20 protein-coding genes, 2 pseudogenes and 1 riboswitch are annotated in these 21273 nt (G+C 42.7%); of the genes and pseudogenes, 3 read left to right on the forward strand and 19 right to left on the reverse strand.

Translation table 11 applies throughout. The features are described from left to right. Positions 1-16: 16 nt before the first annotated feature. The 9 genes and pseudogenes from NZ043_RS27105 to NZ043_RS27145 all read right to left on the reverse strand — a co-directional run bounded on the left by NZ043_RS27105 (position 17) and on the right by NZ043_RS27145 (position 9765). Positions 17-712 carry a thiamine phosphate synthase gene (locus tag NZ043_RS27105; protein ID WP_133385193.1) on the reverse strand — a complete coding sequence of 232 codons (696 nt, stop codon included), beginning with the start codon at positions 710-712 and terminating at the stop codon, positions 17-19. Between the two features lie 193 nt (positions 713-905). Then, a riboswitch (TPP riboswitch) is annotated at positions 906-1015 on the reverse strand. A 75-nt stretch (positions 1016-1090) separates the two neighbouring features. Continuing rightward, positions 1091-2641 (reverse strand): ABC-F family ATP-binding cassette domain-containing protein, encoded by a 1551-nt coding sequence (locus NZ043_RS27110; RefSeq protein WP_133385194.1) that lies wholly within the window; start codon positions 2639-2641, stop codon positions 1091-1093. Positions 2642-2779: 138 nt separating this feature from the next. Next, complete coding sequence (locus NZ043_RS27115) at positions 2780-3763, reverse strand: hypothetical protein (protein WP_133385195.1); 984 nt, start codon at positions 3761-3763, stop codon at positions 2780-2782. Beyond that, the gene (locus tag NZ043_RS27120; RefSeq protein WP_091029349.1) at positions 3750-4301 is read right to left on the reverse strand and encodes a hypothetical protein; all 552 of its coding nucleotides are present in this window, start codon (positions 4299-4301) and stop codon (positions 3750-3752) included. The genes NZ043_RS27115 and NZ043_RS27120 overlap by 14 nt, the downstream gene beginning before the upstream one ends. Beyond that, positions 4298-4696, reverse strand: coding sequence for a hypothetical protein (locus tag NZ043_RS27125; RefSeq protein ID WP_091029347.1), 399 nt, complete (start codon positions 4694-4696; stop codon positions 4298-4300). Before NZ043_RS27125 ends, NZ043_RS27120 begins: the two co-directional genes overlap by 4 nt. Positions 4697-4712: 16 nt before the next feature. After that, on the reverse strand, positions 4713-5198 hold the full coding sequence (locus tag NZ043_RS27130) for a hypothetical protein (protein WP_062834890.1): 486 nt from the start codon (positions 5196-5198) through the stop codon (positions 4713-4715). Positions 5199-5260: 62 nt separating this feature from the next. Further along, positions 5261-7327 carry a hypothetical protein gene (locus NZ043_RS27135; RefSeq protein ID WP_339309708.1) on the reverse strand — a complete coding sequence of 689 codons (2067 nt, stop codon included), beginning with the start codon at positions 7325-7327 and terminating at the stop codon, positions 5261-5263. After that, positions 7324-8523: pseudogene (locus NZ043_RS27140) on the reverse strand (ATPase, T2SS/T4P/T4SS family); the annotation flags it as partial. The pseudogene NZ043_RS27140 and the gene NZ043_RS27135, both read right to left, overlap by 4 nt. Positions 8524-8946: 423 nt before the next feature. Continuing rightward, positions 8947-9765: a hypothetical protein gene (locus tag NZ043_RS27145; RefSeq protein WP_339309709.1), complete on the reverse strand. Its 819-nt coding sequence runs from the start codon at positions 9763-9765 to the stop codon at positions 8947-8949. Between the two features lie 630 nt (positions 9766-10395). Between NZ043_RS27145 and NZ043_RS27150 the strand changes: the two genes are divergently transcribed. Further along, positions 10396-11253: an FRG domain-containing protein gene (locus NZ043_RS27150; RefSeq protein WP_339309710.1), complete on the forward strand. Its 858-nt coding sequence runs from the start codon at positions 10396-10398 to the stop codon at positions 11251-11253. 743 nt (positions 11254-11996) lie between these two features. Here the strand turns inward: NZ043_RS27150 and NZ043_RS27155 are convergent. After that, entirely contained in the window at positions 11997-13820 is a 1824-nt protein-coding gene (locus NZ043_RS27155; RefSeq protein ID WP_339309711.1) for an ATP-binding protein, read from the reverse strand. 672 nt (positions 13821-14492) lie between these two features. Between NZ043_RS27155 and NZ043_RS27160 the strand changes: the two genes are divergently transcribed. Next, on the forward strand, positions 14493-14696 hold the full coding sequence (locus NZ043_RS27160; RefSeq protein WP_339309712.1) for a hypothetical protein: 204 nt from the start codon (positions 14493-14495) through the stop codon (positions 14694-14696). A gap of 279 nt (positions 14697-14975) precedes the next feature. Further along, positions 14976-15257 (forward strand): hypothetical protein, encoded by a 282-nt coding sequence (locus NZ043_RS27165; protein WP_339309713.1) that lies wholly within the window; start codon positions 14976-14978, stop codon positions 15255-15257. A 96-nt stretch (positions 15258-15353) separates the two neighbouring features. Here NZ043_RS27165 and NZ043_RS27170 read toward each other — a convergent pair whose 3' ends face one another. From NZ043_RS27170 to NZ043_RS27210, 9 genes and pseudogenes are all read right to left on the reverse strand, one after another. Next, the gene (locus NZ043_RS27170) at positions 15354-16703 is read right to left on the reverse strand and encodes a GH25 family lysozyme (protein ID WP_339309714.1); all 1350 of its coding nucleotides are present in this window, start codon (positions 16701-16703) and stop codon (positions 15354-15356) included. Continuing rightward, positions 16690-17124, reverse strand: coding sequence for a phage holin family protein (locus NZ043_RS27175; protein WP_339312885.1), 435 nt, complete (start codon positions 17122-17124; stop codon positions 16690-16692). Before NZ043_RS27175 ends, NZ043_RS27170 begins: the two co-directional genes overlap by 14 nt. A 68-nt stretch (positions 17125-17192) precedes the next feature. Continuing rightward, positions 17193-17402, reverse strand: coding sequence for a hypothetical protein (locus NZ043_RS27180; RefSeq protein ID WP_339309715.1), 210 nt, complete (start codon positions 17400-17402; stop codon positions 17193-17195). Then, complete coding sequence (locus tag NZ043_RS27185; RefSeq protein WP_339312888.1) at positions 17399-18337, reverse strand: hypothetical protein; 939 nt, start codon at positions 18335-18337, stop codon at positions 17399-17401. The genes NZ043_RS27180 and NZ043_RS27185 overlap by 4 nt, the downstream gene beginning before the upstream one ends. A 54-nt stretch (positions 18338-18391) precedes the next feature. Next, positions 18392-18481 (reverse strand): annotated as a pseudogene (locus NZ043_RS27190) (hypothetical protein); the annotation flags it as partial. A gap of 556 nt (positions 18482-19037) precedes the next feature. After that, positions 19038-19358 carry a hypothetical protein gene (locus tag NZ043_RS27195; RefSeq protein ID WP_339309716.1) on the reverse strand — a complete coding sequence of 107 codons (321 nt, stop codon included), beginning with the start codon at positions 19356-19358 and terminating at the stop codon, positions 19038-19040. Beyond that, positions 19358-20011: a hypothetical protein gene (locus NZ043_RS27200; protein ID WP_339309717.1), complete on the reverse strand. Its 654-nt coding sequence runs from the start codon at positions 20009-20011 to the stop codon at positions 19358-19360. The genes NZ043_RS27195 and NZ043_RS27200 overlap by 1 nt, the downstream gene beginning before the upstream one ends. Then, a complete protein-coding gene (locus tag NZ043_RS27205; RefSeq protein WP_339309718.1) occupies positions 20008-20832 on the reverse strand; it encodes a baseplate J/gp47 family protein in 825 nt (274 codons plus the stop codon). The genes NZ043_RS27200 and NZ043_RS27205 overlap by 4 nt, the downstream gene beginning before the upstream one ends. Next, positions 20829-21272 carry a DUF2634 domain-containing protein gene (locus NZ043_RS27210; RefSeq protein ID WP_339309719.1) on the reverse strand — a complete coding sequence of 148 codons (444 nt, stop codon included), beginning with the start codon at positions 21270-21272 and terminating at the stop codon, positions 20829-20831. The genes NZ043_RS27205 and NZ043_RS27210 overlap by 4 nt, the downstream gene beginning before the upstream one ends. Position 21273 lies beyond the last annotated feature (1 nt).

A 21273-nucleotide genomic window follows, 5' to 3' on the forward strand; every position in this document is an offset into this window, starting at 1 on the left:
CTCTCATCTCCTTGATTCAGGGACTCAGACTTTCTGTAGCAACGATAGCCTGCCTTAATAATGCAGCCGCCCGATCCGGTGACTCGCTCGCCCATACATTCGAGATCACGGCGACTCCCTGTGCCCCTGCAGAGCGAATAGCTTGAATGTTTCCCGGTTCGATGCCCCCAATCGCCATGACAGGAATGGAGACACGCCTGCACACTTCAGCAAGAGCATGTAATCCTCTGGGGTCAAGATCAGGCTTACTGTTGGTTGAGTAGACATGCCCGAAGAAAAGATAATCGGCTCCCCGTTCTTCAGCGATTTTTGCCTCATCGATTGAATGAACAGATACACCCAGACGAAGGCGCTGCACATTGCTTATAACAGCAGGGTTATAATTTCGTATCGCATCTTGCCCCCAATGTACACCGCCATAAATGTCATTCTGTGGAGGAAGTTCTGAACTATTGATAACAATGCGGCAAGATGGAATGCCAACGCTACGCAGACTTTGAGCCCAACCGATCTTGTCTTGCCATGTGAGTTGTTTTTCTCGTATGTGAATATAGTCCACCAAAGGCCAAACGTCCTTTGCAGCTTTTACAAAAGATGCCTGATCCCCTGCACCCGTAGATACAACATGCAATTCAAATGATTCTTGAACATGTTCATGAGAAATTACCGTACTGTTCATCTCCTTCCAGACTTGAATGCTATGAAAACACAAAAAAGCCACTCCCGTAGGGGAGTGGCTGCGTATTAATTATAGGACCAGATGACTGACTGATACATACAGTTCATTTCGTGCAATAAAGCTATAGACCTTATAGCCATAACGTTATACACGCAACTGCATGTTTCAATTTACTAAGCAAGACGGTTGAATTCTTTCGAATTGCCGTTTGCTCACGTCATTCACTGAAACGCGCTCGCCACTTCCCTACGCTGGTATGATCCAGATCAGGTGCAAAGGGTCCGGAATCGCATTCTTCCATCTCAGCCGCATCGTGCGGCCCCCCTAGTGTTCATATGAAGTTGTAGCCTATGTTACCATAGACGGTTTTTTTTGTCACCGTCATTTCTGTTAAACATTGTCTTGAATCGTTTAGTTTTTCTCAGACCATTCTTCGACATTCCATGTTTTGGTGACCCATCCCTCGTAGAAATCAGGTTCATGAGATACCAGTAACACCGTTCCCTTGAATTCTTTCAAAGCACGCTGCAACTCCGCTTTGGCTGTGACATCCAGATGGTTCGTCGGCTCATCGAATAGAATCCAATTGCTTTCACGCATCAAGAGTTTGCATAAACGAACCTTGGCTTGTTCTCCACCACTCAGCATATTAAGTGGACGAGTAATGTGCTCATTTTTCAACCCGCAGCGAGCGAGATGACCTCGGACCTCATTTTGGGTCAAATGTGAAAATTCATTCCAGACATCCTCAATCGGCGTGATATTCCCAGCACGAACCTCCTGCTCAAAATAGGCTGTTTCGAGGTAATCTCCTAAGAAAGTCTTTCCACTGAGTGGAGATATTTTTCCCAGGATGGTTTTCAACAGCGTCGATTTACCCACACCATTACAACCTACGATGGCAATTTTCTCACCACGTTCGATTGTCATTGTCATCTTAGGCAGCAAAGGATACGTATATCCAATTTCAAAATCAATACCCTCAAAGACCGTTTTACTGCTCGCACGGGCATCCTTGAATTTGAACGTTGGTTTGGCCGCTTCATCTGGGCGATCAATACGTTCAATTCTGTCCAGCTGTTTCTCCCGACTCTTCGCTCGACCTGAAGTTGAAGCACGTGCCTTGTTACGCTGAATGAAATCTTCCTGCTTCTTGATGTACTCTTGCTGTTTCTCGTATGCATCAATATGCTGGGCTTTATTCATATCAGCCATCTCGAGGAACTTGTTATAGTTCGCTGCATATCTCGTTAATTTGGCAAATTCCAAATGATAAATGACATTTACGACTTCATTCATGAATTCCGTGTCATGGGAGATTAAAAGAAACGCGTGCGGGTAGTCCTTCAGGTAACGTGACAGCCATTCAATGTGCTCTACATCCAGATAGTTGGTCGGCTCATCCAGCAAAAGAGCTGTAGGTTTCTCAAGCAGAAGCTTGGCAAGAAGCACCTTGGTACGTTGTCCACCACTTAGAGCTGCGACATCCCGATCAAGACCAATTGCGGACAAACCAAGACCATTGGCCATCTCTTCCACTTTTACGTCAATCAGATAAAAGTCGCCCTGTTCCAGTTGTTCCTGAATATCGCCCATCTCTTCCAGCAACTGCTCCAGCTTATCTGGATCTGCATCTGCCATCTGGTCCGTAATATTCATCATTTCTTTTTCCAATTCAAGCAACGGAAGGAATGCATCCTTAAGCACGTCACGAATGGTTTTGCCTGGGGTAAGCTTCGTGTGCTGATCCAGATATCCATAACGGACCTTAGGTGTCCATTCCACTTTTCCACTATCTTTAAGCAATTTACCGGTAAGGATGTTCATTAATGTGGATTTACCCACACCATTGGCACCAACAAGTCCTACGCGCTCTCCGGCAAGTAAACGAAATGATACATTTTTAAATAACGTGCGATCTCCAAAATTGTGACTTACGTTCTCTACTGACAATAAACTCATAAGATGAGGTTGCTCCTATCTATTAGACATTACTTTTGTTATTGTTCCGAAACCCTATTCTAGCACAGGTCCCGTCTTTTCTGAAAGTAATGTAAACAGTTCAAGAACCTCTTACATGATTTTGTCATACAGGCTACCCTAACGATTAGAGCATTTATATTCGAAATAGCCTTGCGCAGCTGCTTGTCTTGCGTCTGTGAACACCTCTTCAGCACGGTAACCATTACCACATGTGGAGGGGTAATAGTACCTGATACCCGTTAAAGGATCTACCCCACCTACGATGGCCGTTTTCTTCACAAGTCTGCCTCCACCGATCGCATAATTGTTGATCTTCTGGTCACCCACACCTATACCTTGGATAAAGGCCATAATCCCTGTATCGTTAATGGAGTTGTACCAATCTTCCTGTGCAACCAGGGGCATCGTGAACGTATAGGAAATACCGTTCTTTCTGGCAAACTCATTATGGCGGTTAATCACATCAGCCAGATCATCCTGCACAGTAGTCACAATCCGGCTTAGTCTAACTTGTTCAAATACGCTGGTATTCTGAAGTAAAGGAATCTGTGTGCTTGAGGCCAGTTCTTTTTGAAATCCTTCAATCCATTTCCCTGCATTTGCGTCATAGGCATATACGTAGTCGTCCAGTGTAAAGTTAATACTGTTACCATTAGAATCTGAATATGTATAAGGTTTCTTGGGGCTCCACACTTGCCTGAAAGAATCTTCACGGTGACCCGTCATCTCTGTTTCTGTGGACAACATATAATAGCCATCATAATCCAGAATAACCACGGCAGGAATGTAATTAAACATGTTTTGAATAGCTGCGGGATCATCCTGAATCCCCATATTCAAAGCCATCGTCTGAGTAAATGTTAACAAGGCAAGCTCTTTATCCGCTTTAACAAATTTGGTTGAATCATAACCTGCTTCATCATTTTGTTTCTCATTCTGATGCATGACTGCACCTGCATCCATGACTGCGGTTTGAAGTGCAGATCTGTATCGTTGACCAAGATATTGAGCCTCTTCGGCATCTTGGGTATGGAGTGAGATGATCCAGAAGAGCGGGAAGAAGATCAGCACAAATACAATGGATAGCTCAGTAATCTTCATTGAGGACCATACCTCCGTATGTGACAAATACTGCTGAAGCCTGAGCCGTGCCACTCAACCATTCACGAATGAGCATGGAAGGTGTACGATTTGTATTTTGGAGCGTCACGGTGAAAAAATCCCCTGTCGTCAACGTATATCTTCGGCCAGGATCATCAACCGGTATCACACCTGAGGATGGGAATAGTCTTTCTCGAATCTGAGCTGCATAATATCCATCCTGCACTACCTCATAGGTCCCGGTAAAACTGTTATTGTCCATCGGGTCTGTATAATGAGGTACATATTTCTTATGTAAATGTTCCATCGACACCTCATACAGATTGCCCGTCTGGGCCAGTTGCTCCTCAAACTCAGCCAACATTCGAGGTGAAATATATCCTTTCGTTCGGACAGCATCAACAAAACGTGTTACATTCTGAACAGCCGTCATACGTGTTATATCATCCTGCCGATCAGCTGTTTCAGCAGTTGGGTACACATAGAGCAGAAGGACTGCGAGCAATACGGCAAGCAGCTTGGATGCGGCATTAATCAATTCACACTGGTCTCCTTCCAAAAAACAATCTTGAGCAGTTCTCCAGTTTCATTTCGTATAAACTCTGGTCTGTAGGTAACATAGAGCTGGACAGGAATAGTCGCTATTTTGCTGACAAGTGGATCGATCACATAGGAAGTCCCGTCTACCTCTACAGGAATGCCTGTGCCTGTCATCTGTCTCACGGTATGCAACACTTCCGCACCACTATACCGGGACGGATTGGTGGTATGCAGTGTTGTTGTCAGCCGACCTTCCATGCCTGCTGTTGTCTGTACTCTGTCGTTCAAGGCCGCTGATAAAATCTTAACATTCTGTTGCCCGTACAGGCAGGCTGTCACAAACAGGACAACCGCCGTACAAAACAACATAAGATGCTGTGTATTCCGGGACATGTTAAACCAACTCCTGTCAGGATTGCTGGAAGATCAGCCCTCTTACCACGTTGGATCGGTCTTTTACGATAATGGCTTTGAATTTACCACTTGGATTGACATATTGATTGTCTTTTTCACTCATGGTCTGGTTAATAATCCCCACTTTATCGTCGGGTGCAATAACCGAGCCGTAGTCCGCATTATTGAGATCCTGTGAAATGTTTAGTTGATTGCCGTACCATTGACCCGCTTTATTTTTACCTGTAATAACTTGAATACCGAACTGATCCTTGTCCGCATATTTACGCAGCGCATTCGTAACCTGCGATCCACTGATGGTTGTTCCGTCATATACCGTAAATGCGGCCTGGGACAACTCGGTTTGGATATCAGCAAAATTATTCTGGGCCGTCTTGGTTGCCTCCTGAGCCGAAATAAACAACAGAACTACAATTGTGATCAAAGCGATTGTTAAGAAAATCCCTGCTGCCACCTTTAAAGCGCTTGATGCATTGTTCATGATAAATCCTCCCAAGTTATAAGTTATTAAACTATTTCAGACTGTCACACAGATGAATTGTGCTACAGTTTCTGAATTTGCTCATAATAAATGTTCATCTGCAAGAAACTCATACCGACCAATGGAATAACCAGATACAAAAAGATAAGGGCGTACATAGGTGTAAATCCAATGGTTCTCCCCCATGATGCTTTGACATCTATCATTTTGCTGTACTCTTGCTTACGTTGTTCAAAATAGAATGCCATCATGCTCTCAAGATCATCGAAGGCTTCACGTATTGATATTTTGCCAAGGGCAAGCAGTAATTTATCAACCAGTCGCTGGAACTCGGGCAAGCCCGCCTCTTCCTTTAATTGTTCAAGTGCAAGCTCTGGCCCATGTTCAAAATGCAACAAACATTTTTGTAGCGGACGCTTGAAAATGACGGCAAATCGATTAAGCCATTCCAATATCTCTTCGACTGACATTCGGTCCATCTCACGTAGAATGGAAATCACTGTCTGGAATTGATAGATTTCATGTCGCATATCCAATCTTCGCATTTTCCGTTGAAATAACATGAGCCATACCGGCATGTAATACCCTGCTACACCCATAAGAATGGCTATAATCATTTCCCACCAGCGTACATATTGCTTGTTGTACACCTCAAGTTTCTGCATAATGCGCGTGATGGTCTCATTCTGGGTATCATGGTCTAACTGAACTGGAGATAACTGCTGTAACGCTTTGGAGACTTCTTCGTATGTAGCTCCTCGGTTCATTTCTACACTTTCCAATACGGATTGATCCAACAGTGTTTTTTCCTCAGCTTTCCTGAGATCCGCTTCAGCCATTGCACCAAACATTCGATCATCCCGGATCGGATCATGCATGATGTGGTTACGTTCAACCTGATGCAATAACAAGATGCATCCCATTGTAAGAACTAAACAACCTGCGAATAACATCACTCGACGAATGGCGAGCCATTCGTATTTCAACTCTGAACTGCTCTCCCTCATGAGCCGTATCGTTTGACTGTACTGTGCACTGCCAGGTTTTGCTGCAAACAACATCGCCAATTTCCGTATGAAGGTCTGCCTGTACAGCAACTGATCCAACCATGAATGCTTATGTCCTGACCGGTAACGAGTTTCATCGTATTGCTGGAGCCTTTGCAGAAGCAAATAAGCAAGGATGATGATGACATAGATCGATATTTTGGTAACAAAACCGATTTTGCTGCGGTAAAATTCATCCATCGTTGGAAAGCTGACTCTAGCCCAGCGTTCGATTGGAGCGGTGAACAATACCGGAGCAAGAGCGATAATATTAAGCCCTTTGAGCAGGTAATCCAATTTATCACGCCGCAAAATCTCCAAATGAATCTCCTGAGTTAGGTTACCAAGTCCTTTGAGATAAATAGAACCTTGTGCCCTGTCCTTATCCCCGAACTCCATGACCATATAGGAAACGCCGGCAAATCCTTTGAGAAAACGGTTGGGAGCCACTTCATAATAACGCTCAAGTGCTTCATTCGGATCTGGAGAAGTTAGAGCTTCGTAGATCAGTCTTACCTGTTCTGCTGCTTCTCCTGTACCTGCTTCAGCGGCTTCATATAGCGCTTCCTCAACCATGCCATGCTGATGATACCGGTGCCTTACATCTGCGAAGAGATCCAACATCTGCACCAGCAACCTTTTTTCCATACGACTGAGGCACATATCCAATACCAGGCTGTTTAACACCACAGCACAGAGTACGGAAAGTATTACAAAAGCGATACCCGGCTGCAGAAGAAACAGAATGACACTTATGCCTCCATAACCTCCAAGAATAATCAGAACCACTGTCATCGTCAGCCTGCGAAGTGAAGGCTCATCCCCAACATGGCGGAATGAAATACGTTTCTGCACCTGTAAAATATACGCTGATAACAGTGGGACCTTCATTCCAAGACGGTAGGATTGAAACAAGATTGATCCGACTCCCTTGAGTCCCTTCCCGCTAGGAGCAAGAATAACGCCGGGCTGACTTGGTGAACCACCTCCTCTGTGACGTAACATACTTAGAACCAGAAGTGTGATCAGCAGCCCTCCTGCACAAATACTTAATACGAGGAGCAGAATCCATTTAATTGTCATGCTGAATCACCCCAGTGTTGCTTCATAAACTGTTCAAATTTCTCGGCATCCTGTAATGTCATCTGGTCTCGCATATCCACCATGCTTCCAGAGGAGATTGGAGCTGTTGCAACATACACTCCATCTCTGTATTCCACAACATTACGAAATGTAAAACCTGCCCTCTCTTCCAAGCTATCACCTTGATTCGCACGAGGAAGACATTCCGTAATACGTTCGATATATCTTCGTCCCTCAGCATCTTTTTTCATGTGAACATCGAAATTGATGACACTCACAACCTGCTCCTCAGCAATATGCTCATGCTGGAACATACCTGTCTTGAGCAAGGAATTACGGAGGGAGAAAACCAGATCACGGAACGTTTTGGCATGGTGGGTAAACAGGGTGAACAGACTGGCAACCTGAGACATTTGAATCATCCACGCTGCCACTTCATCACTCGCAACCTCACCAAGAATATTGACAGTACCATCCGTTTTTTTCTGCAAATCAAGTCCTTGTTGACCTGAAATGTGTTCGGTCTCTCGGAAACTCAAGATATTACGACGGCTATAGATCCGTCTTAATTGAAGCTCAAACGCCATCTCCTGCACCCGAAGGGTGTAGGATGCATAGATGTGTTTCACCATAGCCATAAGCAACGTCGTTTTACCAGAACCTTGCGCCCCGGTGACTGCTGTAATCCGGCTTCCTTTCATCAGATATTGAAGCAGTGTGATTGGCAAATTTGCGTTGTTACCCGTAATCAACTGTTCAAGTGAAGCATTCGGAATATCGAACTTCCGGACGAAGAACGCCCATGATTCTGCAAAAGGAGGACGAACAACAACGACACGGGAGCCGTCTTTCATCTCGTTCACCTTGTATCCACTTGCTTCCGACAACTGCCCGGGATAATTGTATTTGTATATATTCTGGCATACCCTTTTCAGTTCACGGATGCTGCCAAATGACAGAAAGGATAGATGAATGGACTTACCTTTATAGAAAATCCAGACACTTTCCATGCCGCTAAGCGGTTCTTCATGTTCATCATCCTCCAGTCCTTGATCCAGCAAATCATTCCATGATGCCGGTTTTTGAAGTCCCATATTATGAACAGCATCAAGCATACCGCTAACACCACCACTAACGCCGTCAATACGTTGGTCTCTTATCTCATCAACAACAGAGAACCCTTTATAATGCTGATATTTCCATTGATACCGTCCAATTTCATGCAGCATTAATTTCAGTAATTTATCTCTCTTGATTAGCTTTTTAATTCGCCCATATTCGTTCTCTTACGTAAAAAGCGTGAGTTTTTTGTGATTTTATTTTTATCCAATAATGCTAAAATGCCTGCGCTTAATATGCGTAAATTCTTTCTATAAATAATATAAAAAGTGCTCCATCAGCAAACGCCGATGGAGCACTTTTTAGTATTCACTTTTGCATGAAATTGAAGCAGGGTGGTTAAGACAAAGAAGCTTGAATCATTTTTTAAGTAGTTGATGTACAAATTCTTCTGTGCAAACTAGTTGTAATTCATAAAAAGAATAATTTGGAGACTATAATTATACGTATTAAATATCTTAAAAAGCCTGAGCTTCCTTAGACTTTTAGTATATAACTTTTTATGATGCACGTTTCATTCCTTTTTGCTTCTGTCCTTTTACTTTTGAAATCTCACCAGTTACCACGTTATAATACGAACCATCCGATAGTTTGATCTTATCCTCTTGAAGGAGTAATCTACTACGTTCAAAGCCAACAGGATCGTTCTTTCTTTGATCATTAAGTTTGAAGTACCTCATTACTGCGAATAAAAGTAGGCCAGAAACCAAGAGAATGAATATCTCTGGCATAAATAAATTCTTCACAGCGGAGTATGCTGAGAAATAAGCAATGATAAATTTCCGTGTTGGAAATTTCGTACCTTTTAAAACCGATTCATTAGCAATTTTTTCCACATCAACCAGTGTGATGATAAATGCGAAAGATCCAACGCCAAATATCAAAGTAACCAGTTGATCCAGGAAATTTTTAATTGGAGAAGCTGAAAAAATCGCATCTTTCATCCCGAAGAGATATGTAAATATGTCCCCCATGCTTGGTAGCTGAAAAAGTCCTGTGAACATAAGCTTTAATGGAGCAATTCCAATAACAAGAAGAACTTGAATAAGACTTATCCATCCAATTAATTGAACTGGATATTTCAAAAACTTCTTACTATTGATAAAAGAACTATACTTCCTTAAGTGCTTGAGAACTTTAGCTTCCCGACGATGTACTTTTGCAAGCACTCGTTCCAGTGGAGAAAGAAACACTTCTTGGCTTCGCATCTTAATTTGGGTATTTTTTTTGCTTGTCGCGTTCTTTTTTTGACGTTTTCGCATTTCTTTTTCTCTCTTTACACTGTTAAAACGCCTTTCCTTGTTTCGCTTGTCTTTCAAAGCTTCTCCCCCATTCATATTTATATAATTCCATATATGTTACAGTACGCATATTAAACATTATCGTTTCAATAAAAATTCTACTCCTTCCACACTGTTCAATTAGATTTGATATTCAGAGGCTATGGGAAGCATCACCGCCTCCGTTGTAGTTGTACATATTCTCAGCACTTTCCGTTGATAATCGCTCAGCATCTGTCATTCCTCCTATGCTATCGTCTTGATCGGATGACACGTCAGCAGTTCTTATTCCCGTATGTACGGGGCTGGTCAGGCAGAAGGTCGTCTGATTTGATCATTACAGATCGAATGTTCTTAATCTGAATGCGACGCTTCGTAATCTTTCCCGACTGGTGTTGATAAATGATTTCAACTAACCAACCCATGTATTTAACTCGCATATTCACCCCTCCAAAAAACAGAACATTTGTTTGTTTTTTAATAGTATATGCGAATATACGCTCCTTATTTAACAGAAAGAATCAGTCAAAAGAATAAGTAGTATCTACATTAAATTAAAGCGGTCATTACAGTAATAGACGGTTAATAACTTCTTTTAAATGTTGTGTTGGAATATTGGGACAGAAATGATAAATTAAAGATAGTTTAATTGAAGGGATGTATTTTATTGTGTGGTTAGAAGTTGTGTTGAAATCATGGAGGGAATTCGAAGAATTAGTTAGCACATTTCCCCGAGGACAATGGATATATCGGGGACAATCAAATGCAGAATGGAAAATAGTTACTTCATTACATAGAGAGTTTGATAAGGTACATATATTCAATGAATACATCAACTTGGAAATTGGAATAAATTACAACTTGGCAGAAATGGAAATGACTAAAGAATTTATTTCATCGTATAATCTTTACTCAACTCATACTTTATATGAACCAAAAGAAATAAATTCAAAAGAGAGAGATCTTTACTTTTTAGAAGCTTGGTCATTAATGCAACATTATGGCGCCCCGACTCGTTTGCTTGATTGGACATATTCGCCATATGTTGGGGCTTTTTTTGCTGTAGATGGTGCAACCTCAGATTTTTGTATCTATGCACTAAAAATTAAAAATTTTTTAAATTATAATCATAGGCTCGTAGATGAAAATGACGAATTACTGATAAAACCGCCATCGTTAGGTTTTACTAGTGATCCGTCATATTTTAAGACATATGAGCCACTTAGGAAAAACGAAAGACTTAGACGGCAACAAGGCTTATTTATAGTATCAAACGAAAATTATGAACAATTTGATAAAATATTATTGAATTATCAATTAAATGAAGGAAGAATTGACCAAAACGGTGATATTGTGGCTTTCAAATTCATTTTCCCTAGGAAATTCATATTGGATACTTGGGATAATTTACAACGAATGAATATTAATCATGAGACTTTATATGCAGGGTTGGAAGGTTTTAGCAAGTCAATTAAGTTAGGTTTACTAAGCCGTAATGTTACCCAGTTTCTTATACAAAAGAAATGAATTTTATGCTTCAAAATTCAGTGAAGGATGCTCATTATCAGGCTGTCTGGATCGTCAAGCGATTACCGGGCCGCAAGGTATCCGCTACGCTGCGGACAAATAAGCTTCGGACACATTGCCTGATTAAACTATACATGTAACATAACTAAGGCTCCATCAGTTTATCACTGATGGAGCCTTTTCTCCTTAATCTAATAAAAGTTGATTAGTATTCACTTACTTCAAACGTCAGGACCTGATCTAACAAGATGTGGCCTTTACGACTCTTAAACAGCCCTTTGTTGTTATCTTGTTTATCGATTGCGTAAGTTGCTCATCCGTTCCAGCTTGTTTGGGTTCGTATCAAGCAAAAGAATGTTCAACTGAACTATAGTTATCCAAGCAATTTTACAACATTTGATGTAAAGTGACAGTAGGGACACTCTAATTGCTTTTTGGGTGGGGAGGCGGGGTGTATTTTATTCGAAATATGACTCTTATGGAATACATGCCAGTATTGGCATTCCATCCAAAAAGCCTCAACCTCAGATCCAGCATATAGCAATACAAAATAATCGTACTTGTATATGTGGTTATGACTTAAGAGCCTTGTTTTAACACAATTATCCGAACGTCCCACATATCTCACCTCAAAACCATCAACGTCATTTCCAAGCAAATATACGCCAGTTCTATTGGGGATAACACTCTTTCTTATGACTTCAGGTGTAAAAAGAATCGGGACTAGAGAGGAATTCAAACTATTACCACTCCTTCTCTGCTGTGTTATTGATTACTGCTCCTAATGTCATCCCCCATTGCATCCTTAATTGCTGTAACATGCTAATTTGTTGTGTATCAGTAAAAAACGATTCTGACTTAGCATAACTAAGCAACATTAACATGATTGCTTGACGTACTTTACGCTTTTCTTCCGTATCTGCAGAATTAGCTTCTTCATCGTCAAGTAATTCAATCGAACCACAAAGTGGCTCGAAGACATGTTTATAGAACGGATGATTGACATTAAGTTGAATAACGATTTTCCCTAAAACATGGATTGTTTCAAAAAAGAACATCTCTGGTAAGTTGACAGGTACGATACTGTAGGGCTTATCAGCAAGTTCTCGCTTTTTATCGTCCTTAGTTTTTGCACTGTCGTTATCAGCCGCCTTTGTGGCTATATCATCCAAAATTTCTTCTTCATTTTCTTTGCTGATGTCTGCACCTTGCTTACCCTTAGGTAAGAATGATTCTGCTTCAGACATGGCCTTTTCTGCATCATCAAAAATCCCATCTTCTTTAGCTGCTCTTTGCTTCTCTTCATTGAAGTCTCTCTGAATTTGTATTCTAAGATCTTCAACTGCATCAGAGATAATATCCCTAATCTTCTCTCGCAAAGATGGAACTGGTTCTGCTCCACGTTTTATATATCTAACTGTAAAATACTCGTCTAATTCTGGTGGAAAGGAAATCTCACATCCCCACCATCTATCAATATTCATGAAACGTGCAGAGCCGCGCTTACCAATAATGTAAGGCACAGTTGTATATAGAACTTCACGATTAGCACGTAAGATAGAGACCCCTTCATTTTCCGGAATTTTCCTATCCTTAGAAAACTGATTCCCGCCATCACCATATTTTTTGCGCCATTCTATCGGTAATAATGTCATTGTAATAGTAACAATTCCTTTTTTACCTCCGGAATTAGGAATCTCCAACGGAAACGTTTCTGTTTTTCCCCATAGAGTAGCTTTCTTTTCGACTGTTCCATTAATCTCAAATCTAGTAGGGCCCATTTTGTATAACGGGTCGTGGAGAAATACTTTCTCGTCATTTACATGAATTTTAGTACCTGCATAGATAAATTTACGATAAGTACGCCCAAAAAAGTGTGATAAACCCGCAATTTGCTCACTTGCATTAATCTGCTTATTCTTTATAAAATCATATTGAAGACGATCACAAGATACTAACAAAACTATTGTTCCGGTATCATTCTCTAGATATTTAGCATAATTCTCTGGTGGTTTCTTTTGAACAGGATACGGAATCGACATTTGGTCATTTTTAGCCACCATATCCAAGTCAAGATAAGTATAGGAGAACTCGTTGTTCTTATTGTCACGCGAGTATACCTCGACACGACGAGCCAAGGATACCCCACCAAGAGTAAGACCCACCCCAAATTTACCAATTCCTTTCGCTCCACCTAGTTTCGGTGGGCGAATAGTGTCACCTAGGACTAAACAACGATTTAATACATTGGAATTCATCCCACAACCATTGTCGATTATAGCTATCTCTGAAATTACCTCTACTTCTTTCTTAGAAGTTACATCCTTACGCTTTTCGGTTTCAATTTTAACCCAAACGTCTTTAGCGCCCGCTTCCATACTATTGTCAATTATTTCTCCCAATCCACTAGTTATCTCGAATTCTGTAATACGCAATGATTCGTACATACGTTCAGGATTAAAGAGCCCCAGTCCTTCTTCTTCATTTACTGGCGAGTTTTTGGCAAGTAAAGGTGCACCTTCTTGCGTGATGTTTTCTAGACTGGCTTGCTTAGATGAGTTGTTCAAGGTTTAACCTCCTAAGTGTGCTGTTGTACGAGTCCGCAGAGTTCTTATTTCCAACAAAAAATAGACCTACATAAATGCAGATCCTTGTCGAAATAAGAAAGGCTATACGGAGTTGCCGACGGTTAGAAGGAACAAACCGCAGTACATATGCGAACACGCACAATCCAGCATACAATTTGCGAGTTAAAAACCTTACACTAAACAGACTTGTTTCGCAAATTTGAGGTTATACGAATCGCTAGCACAGAATACTGTACAAATTATGTAATTTAGCAACGCGTTTTCGACCATTCTTATCCCACAACCCACATTGTGGTGTCACAGGACCTGTCGTACTCGTCGAAATGATATTACCACCATTTACCATGAGCTGACAAGAAGAATTTTCCTTTAAGTTTGGGAGTCAGGTTTATCGCTCCATATGGGGGCAAAAATTTAAAGCCAAGAATTATATAGGAACTATCAAATAGACCTTATATACTAATCCTGGAATTCTCCAGTCACAGTGAAGCGAATAAAGAGCAGCGAGCGAGGTTATACCTCCTGCTCTTTATTTATTTCAAGTGTCTGAGGGGGATGCTGATATCATTCTGTACTTTAATTTCTTTTCCTCACCAAAAATATAAGACCACATGTTATACTGTAAATAAATAATGGAAATGGAGGGGAAGTATGATTAAGGATTTGCTTTTAGCTGAGGCAAAGCTATATGAAGTTTGTTTAGTTTTTGAGGATAATTCGAAGTACATAGGAAAGATTGAAATGTCATCCGACAAAAAAAGAGTGAAATGCAAACATCAGGATGGTGTTGAGTGGGTACCGTTAAATGAAATAAATCATTGTTCGTTGTCCATGCCAATTCGAAATAGAGAATAATAATAACTATGAAGTTCATTCTTATAAATACTATCAAGCGGTTCGGATCGTCAAACGTTTACTTGGTCGCAAGGCTACCGCTGAGCTTCAGACAAATAAGAGCCGGACACGCTGCTTGATAAAAATATATATGTAACAAAAAAAGACACTGCCGGAATAATTCCAGCAGTGTCTTTTTTACCAACAGCCCAAAATTATAAGTGTTTGTATCAGAGACAACCACCCAATCATATACAATAATGTGTAATAAAAACAAACAGAAACGAGGTCAACAAAACAATGAAAAGAAATAATCAACGGGCTCCATTTAGTAATATCATTGGTCAATTCTATACTATTCCATCTCCAATTCCTTTGACGAACGGCTATACGATACCTGCAGGTACTAGAGTTTTTATTCACACCTCAATATTCCTTACATCTGGTGAAGAATCGGTTACGATCGTTTTCCCAATGCAAGCAGGAGGTGCCTGTGTGGCTGGTTCTACTGTAGTAAACGCTAGTACACTCATGTTTAATAATCCCGGAAGTGGAGTTCAAACAGTCCGTTTTAAAAAATAGGGTAAATGATTAAATCAAAAAAAGACCTGCTAACCGATGAAGGTTATGCAGGTCTTTTTTACCGATGCTTTTAGATTCGACTTTAAAATACCACAATTATCCTTCTGCTTCAATCTTCTTAAGACGCTCATCCATGTCGGCCACGTTTCCGTTAATCCCTGCAATCAGCTTCAGGATATTTTTCCTTAGCCTATTCATCACAATTGCTGATTCCTCTCGTGTAATTACCGCACCTGGCTGTGTGCCATCGTAATACCCATTGGCTGTAACCTCAGCCCATGCCGCTTCTGCCCACTTGCTCGGCACATTGATATCCCTTACCGTCACTGGCTTGTCCTCCTTAATAGGCGCTTGCCCATAATAGTTGATTAAGTATTGTGTCGGCTCTACAACTCCCGCTTCTGTGGTCGTATAACCATATTGCGGACCAAAGGCTTTGCGAACTTCATAATGCAAATGCGCCCCGCTGCTGATGCCGGTACTGCCTTGCTTACCGATCAGTTGGCCACGTTTTACTTGTTGGCCAACTTTTACGCCTGCAGCTGATAAATGGGCGTAAACGTGCAGATAACCTTTGTCGTCCTTAATGGCAACAGTCACACCGTAATTACCGAAGCCGGATCCGGACACACCCAATTTAGCGTGAATTACCTCTCCAGCTACAAAAGCATGGATGGGACCGTCTGCAGGTGTGACAACGAGATCCACGCCCCTGTGAAACTTCTTCTCTCCTGACACCGGATGTGTCCGCATTCCGAACGAACTTGTGAGCCGGTATCCTTCAAATGGATTACTCATGTTTGGCTCCCTTCCATATCGTTTCTTGAGATCCGCTAACGATCCATTGAACTCATTCAGATCCACGTTACCGGCAATGCCTGGTATTTTGCCTGAATCGCTATATTGAAATATGGTCCAGGTCTTCCATGCGGGCTGATCATCCGGGACACGAGTGTTACTATAACGTGCAATCCAAAGATCATAACCGGATAGGCCAATATCAAAATTGGCGGCGAACGAGTTGCCCGTATAAATAATCGGTTTGATCCCTGTCAGTCGCTCCAGCTCAACCAAGAAAGCTTTGGCCACAATGTTGATCTGTGCCTTGCTGATACCATCAGGATTGTTCTCGTAGTCCATCACAGGCGGTAACTGCAATGCTTTTGCCCCGCCAATCTCCTCGAGGGATTTCGCATAATGAACTGCTTCAGCCTTTGCTGCAACTGCTGATGTGGCCCGCAAGAAATGATACGTACCAACCAGCAACCCAGCCGACAACGCCCCTTTAACGTTGGCCACAAAGTTCGGATCTGTGTATGTTTTGCCTTCAGTAGCCTTAATGAAAACAAATTCCCGTTTATCTGCCTTCACCTGCAGCCAATCAATCTTGCCCTGGTAACGGGAAACATCGATCCCTTGAACGTTTCCATCCTTACGTGCTTGCACCTGTACCAGCTCCTTTATCGTTGTCATTGCCACCTTTGCCTTTCAACACTTCAATAGCCTGCTTGATCACGGCAGGGATAGGCGCGCCCAATTTGCCACCGTTTTCGGTGATAGACAGTAGTTCGTTTGCAATGTAAAAGAACGCCACTGTATCCCTGAATAAGTGGCCATCACCAAGGATGCCATCCACCAAGTGACCGACAGCCACCATCGCAAAAATAAAGACCTTCCGGGCAATCCCGATAAGGCCAATTTTGCTTTTTAATCCTCCAATAGATCCGGCAGCCACCACACCCGTCAAATAATCCAAAATAACGAAGAACAGCAATACTCCTAACACTCCAGACCAACCCCCAAATAAGTAAGACACCAGCCAGCTTCCTACGGCCAAAACCCATTTCCCCACGTTCTCCAAATTCATATCCCCCATCATTTAAAGTAAATAGCCCCCTGAAAACTCCAAAAGGCAAAAAAAATGCCCTTCGGCGCTTAATTGATTTTCATACTAATAGCCATGATAATTTCTTCCTCTGTTGCTTCAAAGTGTAATTCAGATGGTACAAATTTAAATGTCTGATCCGTACCATCGATGTCAGCAATAACTCTGCGCCCGTAATAATGTTCTACCACCGCCCGAGTCGGTTGGCCTATTTGTGGGTTACGAAATTGAATAACAGACGATTTGATATTGATACTCATTTTGATATGACCTCCTTGAATTCTTCGATTTCTATGATTTCTTCCACTTCAAACACATATGTTTCACCAAGCCAGCTTTCACCTATTTCTCGCTCAACTCCTTTGAAATACCATTCCTGAACATTGTCATCATTCCGTGTTCCTATGATGAGAGTTTTGTAGGTCCCTGCCTTTTCACACGTTACTTTCAGTTTGTCGCCTTCAGTCCATCCAAAAGCACGACCAAAATGCATGTGCCCGTTTACCCAAACATCAACGTTTATGTTCAGATGTTCAAAGTAATCGGGCAACTGTATTTCAACAGTTTCCCCATCGATAGCTGCTTCAACGGTGTATCGATAGAGCGTATCCCCAGAAGTCGGGCTCTCTACAGCTCCGTGACGTATGACGTGAGTAGCTTTCTTGTGTGGAGCTGGATGTGGGATTTCAAAATTTTTAGTCCCTGCTACAGATAAAGAACCCGGCACTTTCCAATTTTTTGTGGTGTGTGATGCGCCTAATACTCCTTCATAATCGTTTAGTGAAACAGCCGCATCACCTATTGCCACTGATCCAGCTCCGCTCGCCCTTGCATTATCTCCAATTGCTATGGAACTGTCGCCTGTAGCTTTCGCGACATAGCCAATTGCTATGGAAGTAATTTGCGTAGCTTCGCAAGAGACGCCAATTGCAACGCTAAAGCTTCCTGTCGTTGTAGCCCTATCACCAATTGCCACTGACTGTGCCGCACTCGCAGATACATTAAAACCTATACCTACAGCACGGGCTCCGGTCGCTGTGGCATTTGTAGCCAAAGCTAAATTATCTGTGTTTAGTCCAACAATATCTTTGCTCGTCAACGAAACTGCTCCGGTTTTTCCAGCAACACTAGTTACTGCATTTACTTGTGCCCCAGCTTGGATACCGTTGATCTTATTCTTATCAGCCGGACTCATGAATCCAGCTGTTGTTGATGTAACTACTGCATGTGCATTTCCGCCGGTCCCCACATGTTCATTAAACTCAGTCTTCGTTGCTTGCTGGATGTTATCAACGTTTCCTAACCCAATCTGGTCCTTGTTTACTTCGTGTGGGTTATCTTTACTAGTGGAGTGAAGCGTATTCGCATCGATCTCCTGACGAATCTCATCCATTCCGATGTTAACCCGTTGATCGTTGGAAGAAATTACACCACTTGTGTCGGTGGCCACATAAAATAGCACCAGCCCCGCTTTAGCTGCGGCCTGTGATGATGTCTTTTTAACTACTCCACCAACGTCCACATAAAGATACTGCCCTTGAGTCGGATTAAGTGGTAGGGTTCCTGCTGTAATCTCATATCGACGACCACTGACATACGCCACACCTGCTGTCCAGCTTGCAATCAGACCTTGAGCGCTACACTGTAGCCCCATAACTCCATCGATCACAGCGACAAAATTACTACCCATCTCCTTGGCAAGTTTCTCAACAAGTCCATGAGCGGCATCTATCCCGCTTTCCATCGTGTTCAATCTTGTTGAGGTAATCCGGGTACCCACCTGAACCAATTCAAATAATGGTCTTCCTGTCTGCGGATCAGTTTTCTGTTTCCCAGTTGATGGGTCCATAATCGGCTTTGTCATATCTGGGATCTCATCCAACCACGTTTGTTTGTTATACAATTGCCTTCACCTCCAACTTGATACTGAATTCAAATCCGATAAGAAATCCCCGATCGTTCTTAACAACATTCAACGCCTGATTTGCAAGTGTTCTACCCTGGTTATCCATCAAAGACGCACCAAGGATTTGCTTGCCGACGACCTCGGTATCGTTCAAAAACACGTACTTGCGGATCGATCTTCCGGAGATGACGGTATTGTAGATCGGAAATTCCACCAGCTCACCACTGACGTTTACCAGGGCGTGGTCAAAATGTGAATCCGCATCGGTCACCGCATAATCAAGCATTAACGGTTGAATAATATCTGCCATTATGCTGTCCCTCCTTGCATGGGTATTTCAAATCCTGTAATCGGACTGTCAATCCGGGCGTGTGATGTCACTGAGCCCACCGTGACGTTCTGAGTAGCCAGTACGCCACTCGTCCCCAACTCTAGGGGCATTTCTAATCCGCAAATTGGGAAATCAACTGAATGCGAGTACCCTTTCCCTGTCATTGTTATTGCTGGTGTTATTGTTTTGGCCACCGGCACAGCTCTATTGATATGAACTGGCCGAATATATTCAAAATCAGTAAATAGCCCCGCCATATTAATTGGGGAGCTGCTGTCATACTCAAAGTGGATCTCTTTGGTCATAAACTCTTCCGTCACCTGCAGAAGCTTACCGTACTGCGAACCGATTTGTCGAAGGATCGGCAACTTGAAAGGCTTTTTGGCCAGTCGTTTCCTTCGGATTGCTTCTCGACGGTTAGCCAATAGACCTACCTGTTCCGTCCGGAAGTAGATCCATTCCCACAGATCCAACCCCCAGGTTGACCGCTGCAGTAAAAATTGATTCACAAGTTCGCTCATTTTCTCTGCTCGTAGATCGATTTCTTCCTCCATCACGCCAAAGTGCCAGTCCGCTACCTCGTTCTCATACCAGTACGGCGCAAGTACCTCGCGGTACCGAACGGGAATCATAACAGCATCACCTCAACCTGCAGGAACGAGACAGGCGGCACATCAATGTCCTGAACATCATCATTAAGGGTAAAGTCACTGTAATTCTCCACGCCTGGTATGAGCAAGAGAGCCGCGATATAGTTGTACAACAACTTGCTGCGACCGTTGGCGTACGCTGTCACACGCTGACGGATCAGTTCGGCCAGCTGCTGCAGATCTTCCATTGTTTCCAATGTGGCATTTACAGTCACTAGGAAGATCGGAGCCGGATGCACAGCCAAGTCATGACCAGCAATACGATAATCCTCCCACATTAACGTTTTGACTGTCTCCGCAAACTCAGCAGTAATAGGTTGACCGTTCATGTCTGTTAGATACAGATCGATAGAGTTGTCATGATGTTCCTTTTCTACTGCGACAGCACCACCCACGCCTTGAATCTCTTTAGCCCATATTTCATAGTCTTTACGACGGCCATTGCCCTCTTCTGTGAAGGCCCTGTCCAAGATACGCAACCGATAATCATCGTTGGATTCTCCATCTTTCCGGACCATCCCATCCGCCCATCCATGAGCATCCAAGAATTCATCATCTGCCCAGATCGGTGTGGATTGCAGCACACCATAGCCCCACAATTCTTGCTGTTCAGCGATCTCCTGAGCTATGGGGTACCAAAGGTCATAAAAATATTCCCCTTCGCCCACAGGAGGCGGTGGCAGCCCTCTTTCGTTGGCCATCGTAATAGCCCGGTTAACCCATCGTTGATAAATCATATCCGGGGTTTCTTCAAGTACAGGGACAACAGGGAATTTAGGCAAATCATTAATCGTTAAGCTCATGTATCGATCACCTCATTCAATTCAGCCATGCCTACAAGACCCGTAATTTGGATGGTCAAATCCATGCCCCGATCCACTCGTGTCATTGACGTAACCTCGGCTTGCTCAATCTCCGGGTGAGCCGTTAACGCTTCTTCAATATCTCGGATAATTTCAGTGTCTTCCCAACCTGGCCACTCAGATTTTTCAACGCCCATGTCAGCGCCGTATACAACATATTGGAATCGCTCGGTGCAAAGTATCTTCATGGCGGTTTCGACAAGAAATTCCTCATAACTGGTTGTCCGGACCGGACGCCCCGACTCATCCAGGACAGCCCTGCGGTTACGGTAATCTATTTTGTATGTCCATTTAGTCGCTGAAGGGATGTTATCCATCAGGTCTGTGACATCGACCTCTTCCAACTCCATTTCAGGGAATAACGTTTCATCTTCTTCCATG

Origin of the sequence: Paenibacillus sp. FSL k6-2145, assembly GCF_037976585.1 — a bacterium.
Taxonomy (GTDB): domain Bacteria; phylum Bacillota; class Bacilli; order Paenibacillales; family Paenibacillaceae; genus Paenibacillus.